This is a genomic window from Allostigmatella hybrida, from assembly GCF_020103775.1.
Lineage (GTDB): Bacteria > Myxococcota > Myxococcia > Myxococcales > Myxococcaceae > Hyalangium > Hyalangium aurantiaca.
The window spans coordinates 52,404-70,750 of sequence record NZ_JAHXBH010000025.1 but is presented as its reverse complement, the minus strand read 5'-3'; the positions used below and the strand labels follow the sequence as shown (position 1 = coordinate 70,750).

At 70.1% G+C, this 18,347-nt stretch carries 20 protein-coding genes; 5 read left to right on the top strand and 15 right to left on the bottom strand.

Annotated features, from left to right (window positions below; genetic code table 11):
• Positions 1-27: 27 nt before the first annotated feature.
• Genes KY661_RS28690 through KY661_RS28670 form a run of 5 tightly spaced genes read right to left on the bottom strand, consistent with a single transcriptional unit; the run spans position 28 to position 5,735 of the window.
• Positions 28-1,335 (bottom strand): DUF58 domain-containing protein, encoded by a 1,308-nt coding sequence (locus tag KY661_RS28690; protein ID WP_225413250.1) that lies wholly within the window; start codon positions 1,333-1,335, stop codon positions 28-30.
• A complete protein-coding gene (locus tag KY661_RS28685; protein ID WP_225413249.1) occupies positions 1,332-2,330 on the bottom strand; it encodes an AAA family ATPase in 999 nt (332 codons plus the stop codon). The genes KY661_RS28690 and KY661_RS28685 overlap by 4 nt, the downstream gene beginning before the upstream one ends.
• Positions 2,327-3,619, bottom strand: a complete 1,293-nt coding sequence (locus tag KY661_RS28680) for a DUF4350 domain-containing protein (protein ID WP_225413248.1) — start codon at positions 3,617-3,619, stop codon at positions 2,327-2,329. The genes KY661_RS28685 and KY661_RS28680 overlap by 4 nt, the downstream gene beginning before the upstream one ends.
• Complete coding sequence (locus tag KY661_RS28675) at positions 3,612-5,465, bottom strand: DUF4129 domain-containing protein (protein WP_225413247.1); 1,854 nt, start codon at positions 5,463-5,465, stop codon at positions 3,612-3,614. The genes KY661_RS28680 and KY661_RS28675 overlap by 8 nt, the downstream gene beginning before the upstream one ends.
• Positions 5,466-5,735 (bottom strand): hypothetical protein, encoded by a 270-nt coding sequence (locus tag KY661_RS28670; protein ID WP_075005027.1) that lies wholly within the window; start codon positions 5,733-5,735, stop codon positions 5,466-5,468.
• Between the two features lie 106 nt (positions 5,736-5,841).
• On the opposite strand from KY661_RS28670, the gene KY661_RS28665 reads away from it, so the two are divergent.
• Positions 5,842-6,267, top strand: a complete 426-nt coding sequence (locus KY661_RS28665; RefSeq protein ID WP_075005028.1) for an OsmC family protein — start codon at positions 5,842-5,844, stop codon at positions 6,265-6,267.
• Positions 6,268-6,333: 66 nt separating this feature from the next.
• Here KY661_RS28665 and KY661_RS28660 read toward each other — a convergent pair whose 3' ends face one another.
• From KY661_RS28660 to KY661_RS28640, 5 genes are all read right to left on the bottom strand, one after another.
• On the bottom strand, positions 6,334-7,797 hold the full coding sequence (locus KY661_RS28660; protein WP_225413246.1) for a glycoside hydrolase family 5 protein: 1,464 nt from the start codon (positions 7,795-7,797) through the stop codon (positions 6,334-6,336).
• A 219-nt stretch (positions 7,798-8,016) separates the two neighbouring features.
• A complete protein-coding gene (locus tag KY661_RS28655; protein ID WP_225413245.1) occupies positions 8,017-8,964 on the bottom strand; it encodes a prolipoprotein diacylglyceryl transferase in 948 nt (315 codons plus the stop codon).
• Positions 8,965-9,046: 82 nt separating this feature from the next.
• Positions 9,047-9,421 carry a hypothetical protein gene (locus KY661_RS28650; protein ID WP_225413244.1) on the bottom strand — a complete coding sequence of 125 codons (375 nt, stop codon included), beginning with the start codon at positions 9,419-9,421 and terminating at the stop codon, positions 9,047-9,049.
• A 30-nt stretch (positions 9,422-9,451) separates the two neighbouring features.
• Complete coding sequence (locus KY661_RS28645; RefSeq protein WP_225413243.1) at positions 9,452-9,667, bottom strand: hypothetical protein; 216 nt, start codon at positions 9,665-9,667, stop codon at positions 9,452-9,454.
• Between the two features lie 199 nt (positions 9,668-9,866).
• Positions 9,867-10,784, bottom strand: coding sequence for a LysR family transcriptional regulator (locus tag KY661_RS28640; protein ID WP_225413242.1), 918 nt, complete (start codon positions 10,782-10,784; stop codon positions 9,867-9,869).
• 75 nt (positions 10,785-10,859) lie between these two features.
• Between KY661_RS28640 and KY661_RS28635 the strand changes: the two genes are divergently transcribed.
• Positions 10,860-11,705 (top strand): SDR family oxidoreductase, encoded by an 846-nt coding sequence (locus tag KY661_RS28635; protein ID WP_225413241.1) that lies wholly within the window; start codon positions 10,860-10,862, stop codon positions 11,703-11,705.
• A gap of 14 nt (positions 11,706-11,719) precedes the next feature.
• Here KY661_RS28635 and KY661_RS28630 read toward each other — a convergent pair whose 3' ends face one another.
• Positions 11,720-12,319, bottom strand: a complete 600-nt coding sequence (locus tag KY661_RS28630; protein WP_225413240.1) for an HD domain-containing protein — start codon at positions 12,317-12,319, stop codon at positions 11,720-11,722.
• Positions 12,320-12,422: 103 nt separating this feature from the next.
• On the opposite strand from KY661_RS28630, the gene KY661_RS28625 reads away from it, so the two are divergent.
• Together KY661_RS28625 and KY661_RS28620 are read left to right on the top strand one after the other, a co-directional pair.
• Positions 12,423-13,217 (top strand): AraC family transcriptional regulator, encoded by a 795-nt coding sequence (locus KY661_RS28625; RefSeq protein WP_225413239.1) that lies wholly within the window; start codon positions 12,423-12,425, stop codon positions 13,215-13,217.
• A gap of 28 nt (positions 13,218-13,245) precedes the next feature.
• Positions 13,246-13,611, top strand: coding sequence for a VOC family protein (locus KY661_RS28620; protein ID WP_225413238.1), 366 nt, complete (start codon positions 13,246-13,248; stop codon positions 13,609-13,611).
• Between the two features lie 19 nt (positions 13,612-13,630).
• Here the strand turns inward: KY661_RS28620 and KY661_RS28615 are convergent, their stop codons facing one another.
• The 3 genes from KY661_RS28615 to KY661_RS28605 all read right to left on the bottom strand — a co-directional run bounded on the left by KY661_RS28615 (position 13,631) and on the right by KY661_RS28605 (position 16,894).
• Positions 13,631-14,389: a CHAP domain-containing protein gene (locus tag KY661_RS28615; protein ID WP_225413237.1), complete on the bottom strand. Its 759-nt coding sequence runs from the start codon at positions 14,387-14,389 to the stop codon at positions 13,631-13,633.
• A 31-nt stretch (positions 14,390-14,420) separates the two neighbouring features.
• On the bottom strand, positions 14,421-15,509 hold the full coding sequence (locus KY661_RS28610) for an aminotransferase-like domain-containing protein (RefSeq protein WP_225413236.1): 1,089 nt from the start codon (positions 15,507-15,509) through the stop codon (positions 14,421-14,423).
• A gap of 155 nt (positions 15,510-15,664) precedes the next feature.
• Positions 15,665-16,894 (bottom strand): hypothetical protein, encoded by a 1,230-nt coding sequence (locus KY661_RS28605; RefSeq protein WP_225413235.1) that lies wholly within the window; start codon positions 16,892-16,894, stop codon positions 15,665-15,667.
• 226 nt (positions 16,895-17,120) lie between these two features.
• On the opposite strand from KY661_RS28605, the gene KY661_RS28600 reads away from it, so the two are divergent.
• The gene (locus tag KY661_RS28600) at positions 17,121-17,432 is read left to right on the top strand and encodes a DUF3817 domain-containing protein (protein ID WP_225413234.1); all 312 of its coding nucleotides are present in this window, start codon (positions 17,121-17,123) and stop codon (positions 17,430-17,432) included.
• A 10-nt stretch (positions 17,433-17,442) separates the two neighbouring features.
• On the opposite strand, the gene KY661_RS28595 is transcribed toward KY661_RS28600, so the two are convergent.
• On the bottom strand, positions 17,443-18,339 hold the full coding sequence (locus tag KY661_RS28595) for a LysR family transcriptional regulator (RefSeq protein WP_225413233.1): 897 nt from the start codon (positions 18,337-18,339) through the stop codon (positions 17,443-17,445).
• Between the last annotated feature and the right edge of the window lie 8 nt (positions 18,340-18,347).

The following is an 18,347-nucleotide window of genomic DNA, read 5'->3' as shown; positions in this document are numbered from 1 at the left end:
CGTCACCTTTAGTAAGGAAGCTTGGGTTTACAGGACGCCGCGGGCCTTGAGGTCCAGGTAGCGGTTGACGGCGGCGAGGCTCAGCTCGTCAGGCTGCACGTCGATCATTTGCACGCCGCCGCTTCCCACCTTGGCCTTGAGGGTCTCCCGGTCCGAGAGCAGCTCAGAGGCCACCGCGTGCTGGAAGGCCTCCTCGGGCCCCGGGGGCGCGGTGCGCAGCAGGGACTGCAGGGCGGTGTCCTTCACCGAGAGGCACAGGGGCACGTGGCGCCGCGCCAGCCGGTGCAGCGGGTCGATCATCGTGGCGGCCTGCTCTTCGTCCAGGAAGTCTGTGAAGACACACAGCAGGCTGCGCCGGTGCAGCCGCAGGTTCAGCTCCTTGAAGAGCGCCAGGTAGTCCACGTACGTGAGGCTGGGGGTGGCCGAGTAGAGCGTGTCGACAATCTTCCGGTACTGTCCGCGCCCGGCCATGGGCGGCAGGTACGCCTTCACCCCGTCGGCGAAGAGGGCCAGCCCCACCCGGTCTCCGTTGCGCACCGCGACGAAGGCCAGGAACAGCGCCGCGTTCACCGCGTGATCCAACTTCGTCAGCTCGCCCACGCGCGCCGCCATGGAGCGGCCCGCGTCCACGCAGATGAGGATGGACTGGGAGCGCTCGGACTCCATCACCCGGGTGACGGGCTTGCCCCGGCGAGCCGAGGCCTTCCAGTCCACCTCCCGCACCGAGTCGCCCTGGGCGTAGTCGCGCAGGCGGGCGAACTCGCTGCCCTGGCCGTCCCGCCGCAGCTTCCGCAGGCCCAGGTTCACGAAGTCCAGCGCCGCCCCCGACAGCAGCAAGCGGCTCGCCCCCCGCAGGTCCGGGAACACGGAGACGCTCCGGGCCGCCGGGTAGGCCCGCTCGTGGAGCACGAGCCCCAGCGGGCCCCGCACCCGCACGCGCACGTCCCCGAAGCTGAACTTGCCGCGCTGCGCGGGCACCACCCGGTACATCCAGCGCGTCTGGCTGTCCGGGGGCAGGCTCAGCGGCGCCTCCTCGGGCGTCGCGGCGAAGCCCTCGGGCACGTCGTCCCTCACGCGCACCTGGACCGTGCGCCCGGAGCGGTGGATGAGCCGCACCTCCACCTTGTTGGAGACGCCCACCGAGAGCTTCTGCGGTAGCTCCCGGTGCACCTCCAGGCGCACCCCCCGCGCCAGCAGGGCATCCAGCACCGCCAGCGCCAGCGCCAGCCCGTCCAGCGCCAGCACGAGGCCGCCCAGGCCCGGCGAGAAGCCCGCCGCCATCATGGGCAGGGCCAGCACGGCCAGCAGCACCCACAGGCGCGGGGTGGGAATCACCGGGGAACCTCGACCGATTGCACCACCTCCCGGAGCACGTCCGAGGGCGTGGCCCCATCCAGCTCCGCGTCCGGCGACAGGAGCAGCCGGTGCTTCAGCACGGGCCCCGCCAGGAAGCGCACGTCATCCGGGGTGACGAAGTGCCGGCCCCGCAGCGCCGCCAGCGCCTTGGCCGCCAGCAGCAGGTGCACCCCCGCGCGGGGCCCCGCCCCCAGGCGGATGCGGCCCGAGGTGCGCGTGGCGGACACCAGCTTGCGGATGTAGGACAGCACCGGCGGCTCCACCGTCACGTCGTGCAGCGCCGCGCGGGCCCGCGCCAGCCCGTCCTGGTCCACCGCGGCGCCCACCCCGGCCCGCTCCAGGTTGCCTGAGTCGAAGCCCCGGTGCACCGAGGAGAGGATGGCGTCCTCCTCCTCGGGGGCCGGGTAGCCCACCTCCACCTTGAAGAGGAACCGGTCGAGCTGGGCCTCGGGCAGCGGGTAGGTGCCCTCGGACTCCACCGGATTCTGGGTGGCGAACACCGTGAAGAGCGGCGAGAGGGTGATGTGGCGGCCCTCCAGCGACACGCTGCGCTCCTGCATGGCCTCCAGCAGCGCCGACTGCGTCTTGGCCGGCGCGCGGTTGATTTCATCCGCGAGCAACAGGTCCGTGAAGATGGGGCCTCGCACCAGGACGAAGGACTGCGTCTTCAGGTCGAAGACGCTGGTGCCCAGGATGTCCGCGGGCATCAGGTCCGGGGTGAACTGGATGCGCTTGAAGTCCGCGCTCACGCTGCGCGCCAGGGCCTTGGCCATCAGCGTCTTGGCCACGCCGGGCACGCCCTCCAGCAGCACGTGGCCGCCGGCGATGAGGCCGCACAGCATCAGCTCGAGCGCCTCGTCCTGGCCAACCACGGCCTTGCGCACCTCGCTCAGCACGCCCTCGCGGATGGCGTGGGCGGCCTGCACGGCGTGGCCAGACGAGGCGGGGGGCGCGAAAGGGGGGGGAACGTTCATGACTCCTCGGGGGAAGCGGCGGGTGCGCGGGACCCGGTGGGCAAGAGGCGGTGGCGCAGCCCGGCGGCGCGCGTGGCGAGCCGCACGAGCTCCTTGTCGGTGGTGGGTCCTTCGGCCTGGCGCAGCAGGGCGCGCAGGCCCTGGGCCAGGTCCTTCCGGCCCCGGGCGGTGAGCCCCTCGGCGACGGCGGGGGCGGGCGTGTGCGCGGGCAGCCCCGCCATGAGGGCCAGCTCCTGCGTCACCTCGCGGGTGATGAGCTCGGCGGCGAAGGCATGGTGGCGGCCCTCGCGGTAGAGCCGGCTCATGGCGAACAGCGCGTCCGTGGCCCCCACGCGCAGGGCCTCCGGTGGCGGGCGGGGACGGCCGAAGCGCTTCAGGGACACCGCCCAGAAGCCCACGCCCAGCAGCAGCTGCGCCACGGCGAAGTGCAGGCCGTAGCGCCGTGCGAAGTCCACCACCGAGCGCTCGTTGCTGAAGCCGTGGTGGAACTCGCTGAACTCGAAGGGGCCCGGGCCCCCCAGCGCACGCAGGGCGCTCAGCCAGAACTGCGCGTTGTCCGCCCGGGCCAGTGCCTGGTTCATGGCGAGCTCGGGCGCGCCCAGCACCAGCACCCGGCCCAGGCCGTGGGGCACCACCGCCGCCACGGGGCGCTCCAGCTGTGCGTCCACCAGCAGCGGCACCGCGCCAGGGGGGAGCTCCAGGTACGCCTGCACCTTGGCCTCCACGCGCTCGGTGCCCAGCGTGTAGGGCGTGGACAGGGGCGGCACCAGCGTGCGCATGGGCAGCGAGGTGTCCGCTTTGGAGAGCTTCACCTCCAGCGCATCCAGGAGGGGATTCTCCCGGGAGCCCCAGGGCACGAGGACGAGGCTGTGGCCCGCCTCCACCCGGCGGAGCAGCGCCGCGCGCTCATCCGCGTTCAACTCCGCGGAGTGCAGGGCGCGCAGGCCCTCCTGGGGGACTTCCTCGTCCTCCAGCCCCTCGTCCCGCTGGGTGGCCAGGCGCGTCTCGTCCGGGTCCGCCTCGTAGGCGCCCTCCACCTCCACCGCCAGCAGGAGCAGGGTGGCGGGGGAGTCCGCGTCCAGCAACTGGAGGTCCATGGCGCGGCGCACGGGCGCCATCCCGCTCTCCTGGAGCAGCAGGTAGAGCGCCCGGGCGCCGTTCTCCGAGGCGCGGTACGTGGAGAGGGTGTCCGCGAAGTCTCCCCGCGCGGCGCCGCGCAGCAGGAAGCCGCCGAGGATGACGGCGAACAGCAGCCCGCCCACCACGAGCACCGGGAAGCGGTCACGCACCGGGGGCCTCCGGGGCCGCGGGGGCGGTGAGCAGCGGCTGGGTGAGGGCGCGGAAGGACTGGTAGCCCTCCGGGCCCACCGGCAGGTTGCCGTACCAGGCGAAGTCGAAGCGGCGCGTCAGCTCCCGGAAGGGGGCGAGCCACTCGCGGCGGCCCTTGAACTGGCGCAGGTAGTCCCAGTTGCTCAGGGTGGCGTCGTAGAGGATGGCGCCCTCGCGGTGCAGCCGGGACAGCAGGGCCAGGTACAGGCTGCGCACCGCCTCCCGGTATTCGCCCCGCGCCGCCAGCTCGTCGGCCAGCTGGGCCCAGCCTTCCGGGGCGCGCGCCAGGGCGCTCATGGGGTCCTTCGCGAGCGCCGCCGCATCCAGCGTGCTCACCTCGAGCTGGGCGCTCTCGTGGCGCTGCTGCTGGCGCAGGGCGCGCAAGAGCACCGCCGCGAGCACCACCACCACCGCCACGATGAGCAGCACCACCAGCCCATGGGCCACGGTCAGGCCGGCCGCGCCCGAGGAGGGCGCCACGCGGGGCGCATCGTGGCGCCGCTTGAACAGCTCCTCCAGCACGCCGTCCAGCCACTTCATGAAGCGCTGCCACCAGTCCGGCGCCACCGGCGCCTCTTCCGCCGGGGCCTTGTCCTTGAGCGGGGTGGCCGAGAACTCCGGCCGGGAGAGGATGTCCCGGGCCTTCGCCGAGGCGGACCGGGCATCCGGGCGCGCGGACTCCAGGGCCACCGTCTCCGTGGCCTGCTCCAGCCCCAGCTGCAGCAGCTCCGAGGCCGCCTCGCAGTCCTCGTCCTGGTGGGCCTTCTTCTCCACGGCGTGCAGCAGCCGCTGGAACTTCTGCTGCTCGGCGGTGCTCAGGGCGGAGACGGTGCCCTCTGCCTCCTCCAGCCCCTCGCTGCCGTAGTCACATTCCGAGGCCACCTCGCGGAGCCGCTGGAGCAGCTCCGGGCGCGGCGGCGGGGCTTCCGCCCGCGCCAGGGAGGGGCCCAGCACGAGGCCCAGGAGCACGAGCGCCACGCTCCGGCCGGGGGCCCGCGCCGCGCCCCGGGCGGGAAGCTGCTGCACGGCGGCGAGCAGATCCAACCCCTCCTGGCGCACGCGCCCGTCCACCAGCAGCAGCGAGGCGGTGGCCGCCTGGAGCGGCTCGAACAGGGTGAAGGTGAGGGCGCCCAGGAAGGTGAGCCAGACGGGGTTGTCGATGGAGGCGAAGCGCTCCGCGAAGGTGAGATCCAACGCCAGCAGCTGCCGGCCCATCCAGAACAGGACGTTGAAGGCGATGTGGAGGTTGCCGAAGGTGAGCACCATCGCCAGCCCCGTCAGCACGCGCACCCCCGTGGCGGCCCCCCGGGCGGGCCCCAGCAGCCGGGCGCACAGGCCATACAGGCGCAGCGGGCTGCCCACGCCCTGCATCATCGCGGCATAGCCCACCCGGTGCGCCGAGAGCAGCAGGTAGGCCAGGCCCAGGGAGAGCAGCAGGCTCAGGGGCGTGAAGACGAAGAGGTAGCCCACGGTGATGAGGAGGCTGGGCGCCCGTTTCAGCGCGGCGCGCACGCTGGCGCGCACCGTGGGCTCCGCCTGGCCGAGCAGCAGCTCCTGGACGTGGTGGCAGGCGGCGCCCTGGAGGAGCCCCCGGAGCAGCCACGCCAGGGTGAGCCCCAGCGTGGGGAGGTTCAGGTCCCGCTGGCTCCGGGCCGCATCCACGAGGTGAAGCACCGCGCCGGTGACGAGCGCGCCCGAGGGGAGCGTCAGCGCCCACACGCCGGCGGTGCGCGAGCACAGCCGCAAGGCGGCATCCATCAGGGCGATGGCGTTCCGGGGGCGCAGCTCGAGCGCGGAGACGGCCATCTACCGCTCCACCAGGACGCTGAGCAGGCGCAGGCCGATGAACAGGACCGCGGCGCTGGTGAGGGCCAGCAGCACGTTACCCACCGTCCAGTCCTGGCGCGGCGCGGGGCCCTTGAGCACCTGAAGGCGCTGCTCCAGGCAGCGGGCGCAGCGGTTGATGCCCTCGAATTGAGTGGTGCATTCGCGACAGATGACGCGGCGGCACTCGACACAGACGCCGAGTCCGGCCCGATCCGGGTGATAGTGGCAGCGGCCCGAGCCTTGAAGCATGGGGCCAGCCTACGAAATCCCCTGGCCTCTGTCCCACCCGAGAGTGCCGGGCGCTCGTTTCCACCCGGGGCGGGGCTCCCGCTCCTTACTCCCAGAGGTACGGCATATGGGCATCAGCAAGGGCAGCGCGCAGTGGAATGGCGGTCTCAAGGACGGCAAGGGCGTGATGAAGCCCGCGCACGCGCCGGAGGCCCCCTTCTCGTTGGGCACCCGCTTCGAGGGCCAGCAGGGCTCCAACCCCGAGGAGCTCATCGGCGCCGCGCTCGCCGGGTGCTTCTCCATGGCCCTGTCCCTGGGCCTGGAGACGGCCGGGCTCAAGCCCACCCGCATCCAGACCTCCGCGGACGTGCAGCTCGACAAGCAGGGCGCGGGGTTCGCCATCACCACCATCGCCCTGACCACCGAGGCCGCCGTGCCCGGGGCCAGCAACGAGCAGTTCCAGAAGATCGCCGAGGAGACGAAGAAGAACTGCCCCGTGTCCAAGGCGCTCGCGGGCACGAACATCACGCTCAAGGCGTCCCTGGCCTCGTAATCTCAAGAGGCCAGGGGACAGGCCGCGGCGCTCTCCTCGCGTCCCTGGGGCGGAGGCCCCTCCGCCTTAGGGGATGAGGGGCGCGAGCGCGGGGGCGATCAGCGTCTGCTTCGCCTGCTGCACCGTCGTCCAGTCGTCCTGCAGCAGGCCGCCCGTGTCATCCGAGTTGGGGTTGAGCGACCAGAAGGCGAAGCTCATCCCGTTGGTGCTCAGGTAGCCCGTGAGCGTCTGGAGCCACAGCCGGTCCGAGTCGAGCTGCAGCTTCGTTCCGAACTCCCCGAGCCACACCGGGGCGCGGTTCTCCTTCACGAGGTAGCCCCAGGTGGCGTCCCACAGGGCCGGCAGGTTGGCCGGGTAGCCCGTGGCCCCCTTGTTCTGGAACCACGGCTGGGCGTAGACGCTCTCCGGATAGTCGTGCGCCGAGTACACCAGGCGCCCCGCCACGTTGAGCCGCACTGGGAAGTCGCGCGCGCCGCGCAGGTTGCCGCCCCACCAGTACCAGTTGTTCGCGTAGGTCTCGATGCCCTCCACGATGATGAGCAGGTCCGGGTTCACGCCGAGGATGGCGTTGCCCGCGCGCTCGGCGGCCAGCCGCCAGTCTGTGTCGAGGTTGCCATCGCCCCACGTGGCCCGGCCGTGCGGCTCGTTGTGCAGGTCCACGCCCACCACCGTGGGATTGCCCTTGTAGCGCTGGGCGAGCATCTTCCAGTCGTCGATCCACGCCTGCTCCTCGGCGGCGCGGTTCGAGCGGTACCACAGCTCCGACTGGCTGCTGGCGTCCGGGCGGTGCCGGTCGAGCACGACGCGCAGCCTGCGCGTTCCCGCCGCGTCGATGATGCGGTCCATCACCTGCAAGGACGTGAGCCCGGCGAGCTCGGGGTTGAGCGAGGTGTTCAGATTCGCCGCGTCTGGGTACACGCCCGCGCGCAGCACGCTGTTGCTATAGGGCAGGCGCAGCGAGTTGTAGCCCAGCGCCTTCACTTGATCGAGCAGGCTGCCCAGCGCGCGGCGATCCAGGCCGTAGGGGATGCGTGAGGGGCCCTCGAAGCCGAACCAGTTCACGCTGGTGAGCCGCACCTTCTGGCCCGTGGAGGTGTAGAGGCTCGCGCCCTCGGTGTGCAGGTAGCCCGCGGCGCCGGGAGGATTCGAAGTGCCCCCGTCCGTGCCCGCGTCCACGCCGGCATCCGTGCCTGCATCCACACCGGCGTCCGTGCCCGCGTCCACGCCCGCGTCCGGGGTCGGCTCCGTGGCGTACACGCCGTCCGAGGCGCACAGGGAGAGCACCGCCCCGGGCTGGAAGAGGGCCTCGCACGAGGTGGCCGTTCCGCCGGGGTTCACGGCGCGCACGCGCACGCGGCTCCCCGCGAAGGACTGGCTGCGCGTCCACACGTTCACGTCCCAGCCCGCCTGGCTCAGGGCCGTCCAGGCCCCTCCGTTCACCGAGACGTCGACCTGGGACGGGGCTGGGCTGGCCGTGACTCGCGCCTCCATCCACCAGTCATTGCTCGCCGTCTGCAGGAGGAAGGCCACGGGGGCCGCCACCCGTTGTTCCAACCTTCCGCCCGGCGCTGTCTCGGGCTCCGGAAGGCCCTCTCCGCATGCGGCGGTCAGCAAGACCCCGCTCAAAATCACTCCCAGTCTTCTCTTCACGTGACCTCCCGGTGGACGGGCTCGATGGCTTTCAGGATAAAAAGCTAAAGACGCTATCCAGGAAAGTCACGTGAAGTCTGGGATGGGGGGCCCTCCTGTTCAGGGGAAGGGCAGGGAGGGGACGGCGCGGCGTTGGGTGAGCGCCGCGGTCATGAAGGCCGCCCCCACCATCATCATCAGGGCTGCCATGGGGACGCCCGTTTCGAATTGATAGGAGACCGGGAGGTTGAGGGCAGGCTCGCGGAAGGGAAGGCTGGCGCAGGCCAGCACGCCGTACAGCAGGAAGAAGCAGCCGCTCATCATCCCCCGGGGCAGCTCGGGCCACCGCTTGCGGAGCGCGAAGAGAAGCCCGGCCAGGACGAGCCCCTCCAGCGCGGCCTGATAGAGCAGCACCGGGTGGCGTGGGGGCAGGACGCGGTGCAACTCCTCCAGCAGCGCGGGGGACTCATTCGCCAGCCGGGCCAACTCGTGGCCCGGTGCCTGGGCCAGCGGGGACAGGTCCAGCGCGGGCACGTCGGCGGGTTGGAAGCCGTCGATGTTCAACTCCGCCGGGAAGCGCAGGGCCCAGGGGGCTGTGGACACGTGCCCAAGGGGCTCGCCGGCCGTGAAGGCGGCCAGGTGCCACAGCAGGAACCCCAGGGGGGCGAGCACCGCCAGCGTGTCCATGAGGTGAAGCCAGGAGCGCCGGTGCTGGTGCGCGGAGTACGCCGTGAAGGCCAGGACGCCGAGCAACGCCCCCGGCATGGAGGCGCCGCCCTGCCGGAACTGAAAGAAGATGGAGCCATCCCGGGAGAAGTCATCCCACTGGTGAAGGAGCACGTAGCCCAGGCGCCCCCCCAACATCACCCCGAAGAGGCTGGCATAGACCACGAACCCGGCTACTTCCTGCGGTGCCAGGGGGCCGTCGCCCCGCGCCGTCCGGCGTCTGAGCCAGACAAAGGCAAGCAGAAACCCCACAAGCGAGGCCGCCCCCGTCCACCGCAAGGAGAGCGATTCGGAGAAGTGGAGAAGATAGGGATTCAGACCGTGAAGGAGATGAGATGGCACGGTGCCTCGGACGCTCGGGGTGACGGAAAGGGGAGCGGAGTCCGCCCGGGACCCGGGGAACTCCGCTCAGGAAAGGGGCGGGTTACTTGAAGAAATCCTCGGGAGCGATGCTCGTGGGAGCCTTCCCGACAATCTTCCGGAAGCTCAGGGTGTAGCTGTTTCCAGAAGACTCGAATTTCTGGTAGCGGAAGCCATCCAGCTTCCCTTCGTTGCGCAGCCGCTCCCAGTCCGTGCCGTTGATGCGGATGGTGGTGCTGGAGCCACAGCAGTTGTACTTGACGTCCTTGGTGATGACGCCGGAGCTCCAGGAGATGGTGGCGCAGGACTGCTCATACATGCCCTGAACCACCGTGGCCGCGCCCTGGTTCATGGTCTTGATGCAGTCCTCGGCACCCTGCGCCGTTCCAAACGACAGACACAGCCAGAGCAGACACACGCTTGCCGCGATCTTCTTCATGGGGAATTCCTCACGAGGCTCGAAAAGGGTTTACAGGCTCGGCTTCTTGCCGGAATCGGTGGACTTCGTATCGACTTCCTTGTTCTTCGGCTCCTTCGGATCCTCGACGCCCTCCTCGACGGTCAACTTCGTGGGCTCCGCGGACTTGGTGGAATCCGGCGGCGTCGTGGACGCCGGGGGCGTCTTGGCCGGGGTTTTGTCCTGAGCGAACGCGCCAGCCGAGACACAGAAGAGACCAACAGCCAACCAATTTCTCATGGGGGTGAGACCTTTCAGGGCGGAGCCCTGGGTGAGGAGCGGCCTGTATCAGCCACTCATACGGCGGATGTGACCCTACCTATCCGGGCGAAGGCTTCGCAATTCATTCCGTGATTGGCTTGTAAGGCAAAGGACAGTATGAATGCCAACAAAGACAATGCCTTCCCGGGCAGTGTTTCGCGAAAAATCATTTCTGAGCAGGTGAGAACTTCTCGCGAATGAGCGCCACGAGCGCCCTCATGCTCGCCGGGGCCTGGCGATGGGCGGGGTAATAGAGACACACGCCTGGCTCCGCTGGGGTCCAGTCGCCGAGCACCTGCACCAGCTGGCCCGTTCGCAATGCGTCGCTGACGTTCCATTCGCTCACGTACGCGAGCCCCGCGCCCCCGAGCGCTGCGGAGACCACGGCGCCATCGTCATCGAGCGTGAGCTGTCCCTTCACGTCCACGGCGAGCTCCTCGCCTCGCCGGGAGAACTCCCAGCGGTAGAGGGCGCCGTTGGACATGCGGTAGCGGATGCACTCGTGGTAGAGGAGGTCCGCGGGCGTCTTCGGCACCCCGCGCTCGCGCAGGTATTTCTTCGAGCCGGCGACGATGAACCGCACGTTGCCGCTGCAGGGCACCGCCACCATGTCGCGCGGAATGCTCCCGGCCAGCCGGATTCCCGCGTCGAAGCCGTCCGCCACGATGTCCACCGGCTTGTCCTCGGCCACCAACTCGAGGTGCACGTCCGGATAGCGCCGCAGGTATTCGAGGATGATCGGCATGAAGATCCGCCGCGCCACGAGCGCCGAGGTGTTGATGCGCAGCGTGCCGGTGGGGGTCTTCTGGTGCGCTTCCACGGACTCCATGGCGTCCGCGAGCGCCGCCAGGGCCGGCTTCACGCGCGAAAGGAAGCTCTCGCCCGCGTCCGAGAGGGCGACGCTGCGCGTGGTCCTATGAAAGAGCCGGACGCCCAGGCGTTTCTCGAGCGAAGCGATCGCGTGGCTCAGGGCCGAAGGGGACAGCCCGAGTTCGCTGGCCGCGGCGCGGAAGTTCTTGTGGGTGGCCACTGCGACCACCGCGTTCAGCTCGGCCAGCCCAGCGCCGTGAAGCCCGGTCTTCATTCATGAGCCCTTTTCAGCAATGCATCTCATATTCATCGCATTGTCTCACGGACGGCCGGTTCTTACCATTCGCTCATGACCAAGACCGTTCTCATCACCGGGTGCTCCACGGGTTTCGGGTTGGCTTCGGCGAAGCACTTCGCGGCTCAAGGCTGGAATGTCGTCGCGACGATGCGCACGCCATCGCAAGCGCCGGAGCTGGCCACGCTGCCCAACGTGCTCGTGACGCGGCTCGATGTGCAAGACCGTGCGAGCATTGATTCCGCCTTGAAGGCAGGCGCTGAACGCTTCGGTGGGCTCGACGTGGCCGTCAACAACGCGGGCTTTGGGCTTCACGGAATCTTCGAGGCCACTCCCCGCGAGAAAATCCTCGAGCAGTTCGAGGTGAATGTCTTTGGCGTGATGGATGTGATTCGCGCCGCGCTGCCTTACTTTGCCCAGCGTGGCGGTGGAACGATCGTGAACGTGAGTTCTGGGGCAGGGGTCTTCACGCTGCCCATGATTTCGCTCTACTGCGCGAGCAAGTTCGCGCTCGAAGGCTTCTCCGAAGCGCTGTCGTACGAACTCCTGTCGCAAAACGTGCTCATGAAGATTGTCGAACCCGGCGGTGTCCTGGACACCCGGTTCGTCACCCGCAGCGCCGGGGAGCAATCCCAGAATGCAGTGCCGGCACGGTATGCGGACTTCGTTCGCGCCACGGAGGCCCTCTTCGCCCAGCTTCGCAATGACCGCGGCGGGGCCACGTCCGAGGATGTGGCGAAGGTCATCTACGAGGCCGCCACGGACACGAGCGGCCGCCTGCGCTACGTGGCGACCGACGGTATCCAGCCGCTCGTGAAGATGCGGCGTGAGACGTCGGAGGAGGCCTACCTTGCCTTCATGCGCGAGCGGTTCATGGCCAAGCCCTCAAATGCCCAATGAGGGCACGGTGCGCCTCAGGCGCCGAACCAGCCCTTCTGGCGGGCTTCCTCCAGGCGCGCTTCCAGGTAGGCCCACAGGGCCGGGCAGCCCTCCCGGATGGGCTGGGCGATGCGGCGGACCACCCGCTCGTGGCTGACGCCGTTCTCGCGCCAGCTCTGGCCCGCGTTGGCCAGGTTCAGCAGCACGGGCATGGCCCGGTCCACGGCATGGGCGAACCGGGCTTCCGGCGTCTCTCCGTGCTCGAACTCCTGCCACAGCGCTAGGAACGCCGCGCCTTGCGGCTCGGGCAGCAGGCCGAAGATGCGCTTCACCGCCGCCAGCTCCGCCGCCTTGCGCTCCTCCCAGCCGCCCTCGGTGTAGACCATCGTGTCGCCGGTATCGATTTCGCCGATGTCGTGCACCAGCAGCATGCGCACCACCCGGTCGATGTTCACCGGCGCCCCGGCATGGGGCGCCAGCGAGGAGGCCAGCATCGCGATCTGCCAGCTGTGCTCGGCGGAGTTCTCGTAGCGCTCAAGGCCCAGCGGCCGGGTCTTGCGCGTCACCCCCTTGAGCTTGTCCAGCTCCAGCACGAAGCCGATGATCTGCTGCATCCCGCCGTGATGTTCGCTCACCGTCTTGCCTCCCAGAGGTCCTGCGCCCACGCCTCTTAATACGGCCACCCGAGCGCGGCTCCAGGATTGATGGGACGCGGTATCCTCCGCGGGCCGCGAGCCCATGCGTTCCTCCCTTCGCTACATCGAAGTCCTGCCCAGCCCGTCCCTGGCCCCTTACGTTCAGTGCTTCTGGGCGCTCACGGGGCAGGCGGCCCCGGGCCAGGTCTACCGCGTCCTGCCCGACGGGTGTCTCGACATCCTGGTGGACCTGAGTGCCGGGGAGCCGCGTCTCCAGATTGTCGGAGCGATGCGAGAGGCCGGGGTGGTTCCACTCCCGGCCGCGGTGTGTTCCCTGGGCATCCGCTTCCGGCCCGGCGGGGCGCACCCGTTCCTGCGGCTCCCCCTGCATGAGCTCACCGGGGCGCATCTTTCCCTGGAGGCGCTCTGGCCGCGCGAGGCCCGCGAGTGGGAAGGGCGGCTCCAGGAGGCGGTGGGCCTCCCCGCGCGCTTGCGGCTCCTGGAGGCGTTGCTCTTGCGGCGGCTGGCCGAGGACCGGCCGGAGGGGGCGCTCCTTCACGCGGTGGGCCTCATCCATGCCACGCGGGGGCAGGTGCCCCTGCGAACGCTGGAAGAAGTCATGGCGGTCAGTCCCCGGCAGTTCGAGCGCCGCTTCCAGGCCCAGGTGGGGCTCACGCCCAAGGTGCTCTGCCGCATCGCCCGCGTGCGCCATGCCGTGGCGCTGCTGGGCGCCCAGCCCGGCCTCCCGGGCGCGCACCTGGCGCTGGAGGCCGGGTATTACGACCAGGCCCACCTGGTGCGCGAGTTCCGCGCCCTCACGGGGCTCACCCCCGGGGCCTATGCGCGCGAGCAGGCCGGTGACGGATTTGTACAATCCAGCCCCGGCAGCGGCATCTAGAGTGCTCGCCCCTTCTTCCGGAGCGCGCATGTCCACACAGCCCCAGGCCGAGCAGCACCACCGCATCGACTACATCGAGCTTCCCGCCCCGAACCTCGCCGAGGTGAAGCGCTTCTATGGCGACGTGTTTGGCTGGCGCTTCGAGGACTATGGGCCGGACTACACGAGCTTTCACGATGGCCGGCTGAACGGCGGTTTCTACAAGGCGCCCTCTGGGAGCAGCAGGGGAGGGCCCCTGCTCGTCGTCTACTCGCGCGACCTGGAGGCCACGCTGGCCCGGGTGCGTGAGGCGGGAGGCCAGATCGTGAAGGACACCTTCTCCTTCCCCGGCGGGCGGCGCTTCCACTTCGCGGACCCGGGCGGCAACGAGCTGGCCGTGTGGACCGAGCCCTGAGGCCTTCCTCGCGCGAGCCTTACAGGCGCGCGGCGGACGCGTAGCCCACGAAGAGCTCGCTGGTCAGGCGCGCGCGCCCCGTGGAATCCTCCCGGCGGATGTAGTCATTGAGGACGCGGCCCTGCTGGGCCCGCACCGAGGGAAAGCGCGGGTTCATGCGCGCGCGCCGCACGCCCGGGCCTCCCCGGTGCACGAAGGTGACGGTGCCGTCCTTCGCCACCGTCTCGACGACGCCCACGTGCGTGAGCCCGTCGTTGCGCACGCCGTCGCCGTTCCGGTCATACGTCTCTCGGAAGAAGACGAGGTCTCCCGGCTGGGGCGTCTTCCGGTGCAGCGCCCCCTGGGACTGGGCCCGCCGGTAGATGGCGCTCACCGCGTTCTCGCCGGGCCGGGTGCCCTGGGAGAGCAGCTCGACGCCCACCGCCTGGTACGCGAGCCGCGCCAGCCCCGAGCAGTCATTGGGGACGCGATAGGAGGCCAGGGACACGCCCACCAGTCCCACCGCGCGCTTCGCCACCCGGCGGCCCCGGGTCAGGCGCACCGGGGGGCGCTGGGTTTTTGCCCGGGTGCCCTTCTTCAGCACCTTGGGCTTGGCCTTGGCTTTGGCCTTGGCCTTGGCCTTCGGGGGGGCTTTGGCCTTGGCCTGGGTCTTGGCCACGGCAGGCGCGGGAGGGCGCGGCGCGGCCAGGGCCGGTGCGCCTCCCAGTATTCCCAGCATCCAGGCAAGCAGGAACCCGCGAGTCATGCCGGAGAGGAACGGCTGGCCCCGCGGGGACATTCAATCCAGCGCTGCCCGGCCCCGCCGCCCATCACAGCAGGCTGGCAAGCCGGCGCACGCCCTCTTCGATCTGCGCGGGGGTGACGGCGCAGAAGGGCAGCCGCAGGAAGCGGGCGCTCGGGACGGGCTGGTCATCGTGCGGATCCGCGTAGAAGGGGCCTCCGGGGGTGAGCACCAGCCCCTGGTCCTTGGCCCGTCCCATCAGGTTCTCCGTCCGGGCGGCCTCCGGGAGGAGGACGCTCACGAAGAAGCCGCCATCGGGGATGAAGGCCTGCGCGCCGGGCAGGTGGCGCCGCACCGCATTGCCCATGGCCTCCCAGCGCGGCCGGTACAGGGCCTTGAGCGTGTCGATGTTCGGCTGGAGCCAGCCCCGGCGGATGAACTCGGCCACGGCGGCCTGGCTCGGCAGCACGGGCGAGAGCACCGTGTCCTCTGCCAGCTTCGTCACCGCCTTGATGAGCTCGGCCGGTGCCAGCATGAATCCCACGCGCAGGCCCGGGCTGAGCAGCTTGCTGAACGAGCTGAGCGTGACGATGCGCGAGGCGTCGAGCTCCCGCAGCAGCGGGTGCTCCTCGCCCTGGAAGCGCAGCTTGCGGTAGGGGATGTCCTCCAGCACCCAGAAGCCGTACTGGTTGGCCAGCTCCACCACGCGCTGGCGCTTCTGCCGCGAGAGGGTGGCGCCCGCGGGGTTCTGGAAGTCCGGCACCAGGTACAGGAACGCGGGCACGTTCTTCTTCAGCGCCGCCTCCAAGTGCTGCACGCTGATGCCGTCGCTCTCCAGCGGAATGCCCACCACGCGCGCGCCGCGCCGGCGGAACGTGGTGATGGCCCGGTCGTAGCTGGGCTGCTCGGTGAACACCACCGAGCCCGGGCGGATGAGGTGCGCGGACAGCAAGTCTTGCAGGTGCAGCGAGCCGTTGCCGATGAGCACCTCGGCCTCGCTCACGCGGTACTCCTTGGCCAGCTCCTGACGCAGCGGGAGGTATCCCTGCTGCTGCCCGTACTGGAGGACGACGGCGGTGTCGCCTTCCAGCGCCGCCGTGAAGCACTCGGCGAGTTGCCGGGTCGGAAAGGCCTCGGTCGGCGGCACACCACGCGTAAAGACGATTGTGTCGGTCATGAATGCGGTCGCGGTCAGGGGACGCGAACGAAGGCCCGCGTCAAGGACACCGAGTGTAATGGTGCCCTCCTGACGCGTCGAGTCTTCGATGCCACGGCGTGTCATGCCCACCACACGCCGCGGCCCCGGTTTTCAAAAGCGGTCGCTCTTGCTGTTCAAATGGTCGGCACGTCCTGCGCGAAGCCCTCGTTGATGAGCCGGTCCCGGAGCGAGTTGGAAATCACCTGCCCCTGGGTCTGGTGCGGCACGTTCTGGTAGGTGACGTCGATCTTGTCGTACTTGCGCTTGGCGCCGGGCGCCGTCGCGGAGGGCGTGAAGGACTCGGCCGGGGCGCTGGGATCGTACCCGCGGCCCGGGCCGATGTTCTGGTTGATCTTGGTGTTGACGCTGCCCGCGTAGCGGTAGCTGCCAATCAGTCCAAGGCGGCTGTCGGGCTGGGTCATGTCGAGCCGGTTCTGGTGCGTGGCGGCGTCCTTGCCCGGGTTGAAGAGGTTCTGGTTCTGCGTGGTGTTCAGCAGGTGGTGGGAGTCGCGGTGGAAGGCGCTCGCCGGGTGGGAGGCGTCGTGGTCCACGCGCGTCGTGGTGCGGTTGCCGGTGGGGTCCGCGTCCTTGTACTTCTGCCGGGAGCCGTAGGTCAGGCTGTGCGCCTTGTGGGCCCGGTCATCCGGGATGGCGACCGTGACGCCTTCCTTGTAGGCGTCGGTCTTGGCGTCCGCGGCCTGCCCCGGCAGCCGGTTGCGCTTGTTGAGCGACTCGCCCGAGGGCACGTGGTCCCGGTTGGTGTTCCAGTCCGCCGGCGTCCCGGACACGTGCTTCAGCTCCGAGGAGGGATCATTCGGCCGCACCCGGAGGTTCTTCTCGTAGGGGCCCACGTCCCCGGGGCGCACCGGCTCGCTGGTGCTGTTGCGGTCCGGGCGCGAGCGGTCCACCAGCGTGCCGTTGTCCAGGGACTGCTTCAGGGCCGCGTTCTGCTGGGGATCCAAGGGGGCGCCCTTGTTGCCGGGCTTCGTCTTGTCGAACTCGAAGAACTGGCCGGACTGCTTGTCATAGGCGTAGTTCTTCCCCGTGGCCGGGTCCCACGCCTTGTTGCTGCCCGTGCGCTTGCCGCCGTTCTTCAGCGTGGCGAACTGCGCGGCGTCCATCTCGAAGTAGTCGTTCTTGTGCTGCGTGCGCGTGTTGGGCGAGTCCAGGGTCTGCTGGTGGAACTTGTGGCGCTCGTCCAGGCGCACCTGCACCCGCGGCGGCGTGTTCGGGGCCGCGGGGGTGAGGTTGGGGACCTGCGCGCCCTGGGAGGTGCGCTGCCGCTTGGGGGCGGGGCCCTGCGAAGAGGGGGACAGAGAGGGCGAGAAGGACGGCTTGCTGGAGAGACCCTTGAGGCGGCCCATGGCGGTGCTCCTGCGGAGGAAGGAGAGGTGCGGCGATGACACCCCTTTGTGCACCTGCCGTACCAGGCCGTGCGCCGTCCGCGCCCAAGGGTTGCCCCTGGAATGACGGGGGGTTACGCAGGGGGCACCCTGGCTGGACTGGTGACAGGCGTCCCTGCGTGGTGACGGCTGTCACCAGCCGGGAGCCATGGACCTGGGCGCTCAAGAGTGAGAGACAGGGGAGGCCATGCTGATGACCCCCCTGGGACGTTTCCGCGCCGTGGCCCTGGCCGAGGGCCTTTCCTTCATCGTGCTGCTGTTCATCGCGATGCCCCTGAAGTACCTCGCCGGGATGCCGCTGGCCGTGAAGGTGACGGGCATGCTGCACGGCGTGCTCTTCGTGCTGTACCTCCTGTTGCTGGTGGAGGTGGGCATCACCTACCGGTGGCCGGCGTTCCGGTGGGTGGGCGCGTTCGGGGCCTCGCTGGTCCCCTTCGGCGTCTTCGTGCTGGATGCGCGGCTGCGCCAGGAGACGCCCGCCGCCGGGCAGGACTCCTGAGCCCCCGCCTTCACCGTTTGGGCGGGGGGCGGGTGGCCCGCTCCAGCTCCGACGCGAAGAGCTCGCAGACCTGGCGCACCCGCGGGATGTCGAGCGCGGATCGGGCGCACACCAGGTAGTACGAGCGGTTGAGGAGTGGGCCCAGCTCGATGGGCAGGGGGACGAGGGACGTGGGCGGGGCGTGCGGGGAGTGCAGCCGGGGGAGCGGCAGGGCCCCGAGGCCCGCCTTCGCCGCCTCGAGGAGCACCAGGAGGCTGTCGGAGGTGAACACCGGGGTGAACCCGGGGACGAGCTTCTCGAGCTGGGGATGGGGGTACAGGGAGTCGAGCGGGGGCGCCCAGGAGAGCCAGGGCAGCTCGCTCAGGCGGGGCTTGCGCGGCAGCTTCGCGGCGAGCGCCTTCGAGACGAAGACGGCGCTCTCCAGGGTGAAGGCCTTCACCACCTTCAGCCCCTCTGGCTCCGGCTCCTTGGTGCGCAGCGCGAGGTCCGCCTCGCCCCGGTGGAGATCCAGGTACTGGGTGCTGGCGAGCACCTCCAGGCGCAGGCCCGGGTGCTGTCCGGCGAGCCAGGCCGCGAAGGGCACCAGGAAGGCCACGCTCACGTAAGGGGGTGCCGTGATGCGGACGAGTCCCCCAGGGGCACCCTCGGAGGACTCCGCCGCCCGGCTCACCTCGCCGGCCCACTCCGCCATCCGCCGTGCCGGCAGGAGAAGCCGCTCGCCCGCGCCCGTCAGCGTGGCGCCCTCGGCGCTGCGCCGGAAGAGCGTCAAGCCCAGCGTGTACTCCAGCGCCGCCAGGCGGCGGCTCACCGTGGGCTGGCCGATGCGCAGCTTGCGCGCCGCCTGGCTCAGGCTTCCCGTCTCCGCCACGGCCAGGAACAGCCGCACGTCTTCCCAGGGGATATCCATGGATGCAT

What these genes read in the sequence shown, in the direction of transcription:
- KY661_RS28625 (WP_225413239.1), top strand. Translation starts at nt 12,423, where the DNA reads ATGCGTTCCTCCCTTCGCTACATCGAAGTCCTGCCCAGCCCGTCCCTG.
- KY661_RS28650 (WP_225413244.1), bottom strand. Translation starts at nt 9,421, where the DNA reads ATGAAGAAGATCGCGGCAAGCGTGTGTCTGCTCTGGCTGTGTCTGTCG.
- KY661_RS28640 (WP_225413242.1), bottom strand. Translation starts at nt 10,784, where the DNA reads ATGAAGACCGGGCTTCACGGCGCTGGGCTGGCCGAGCTGAACGCGGTG.
- KY661_RS28620 (WP_225413238.1), top strand. Translation starts at nt 13,246, where the DNA reads ATGTCCACACAGCCCCAGGCCGAGCAGCACCACCGCATCGACTACATC.
- KY661_RS28595 (WP_225413233.1), bottom strand. Translation starts at nt 18,339, where the DNA reads ATGGATATCCCCTGGGAAGACGTGCGGCTGTTCCTGGCCGTGGCGGAG.
- KY661_RS28610 (WP_225413236.1), bottom strand. Translation starts at nt 15,509, where the DNA reads ATGACCGACACAATCGTCTTTACGCGTGGTGTGCCGCCGACCGAGGCC.
- KY661_RS28605 (WP_225413235.1), bottom strand. Translation starts at nt 16,894, where the DNA reads ATGGGCCGCCTCAAGGGTCTCTCCAGCAAGCCGTCCTTCTCGCCCTCT.
- KY661_RS28635 (WP_225413241.1), top strand. Translation starts at nt 10,860, where the DNA reads ATGACCAAGACCGTTCTCATCACCGGGTGCTCCACGGGTTTCGGGTTG.
- KY661_RS28670 (WP_075005027.1), bottom strand. Translation starts at nt 5,735, where the DNA reads ATGCTTCAAGGCTCGGGCCGCTGCCACTATCACCCGGATCGGGCCGGA.
- KY661_RS28600 (WP_225413234.1), top strand. Translation starts at nt 17,121, where the DNA reads ATGCTGATGACCCCCCTGGGACGTTTCCGCGCCGTGGCCCTGGCCGAG.
- KY661_RS28665 (WP_075005028.1), top strand. Translation starts at nt 5,842, where the DNA reads ATGGGCATCAGCAAGGGCAGCGCGCAGTGGAATGGCGGTCTCAAGGAC.
- KY661_RS28615 (WP_225413237.1), bottom strand. Translation starts at nt 14,389, where the DNA reads ATGTCCCCGCGGGGCCAGCCGTTCCTCTCCGGCATGACTCGCGGGTTC.
- KY661_RS28675 (WP_225413247.1), bottom strand. Translation starts at nt 5,465, where the DNA reads ATGGCCGTCTCCGCGCTCGAGCTGCGCCCCCGGAACGCCATCGCCCTG.
- KY661_RS28685 (WP_225413249.1), bottom strand. Translation starts at nt 2,330, where the DNA reads ATGAACGTTCCCCCCCCTTTCGCGCCCCCCGCCTCGTCTGGCCACGCC.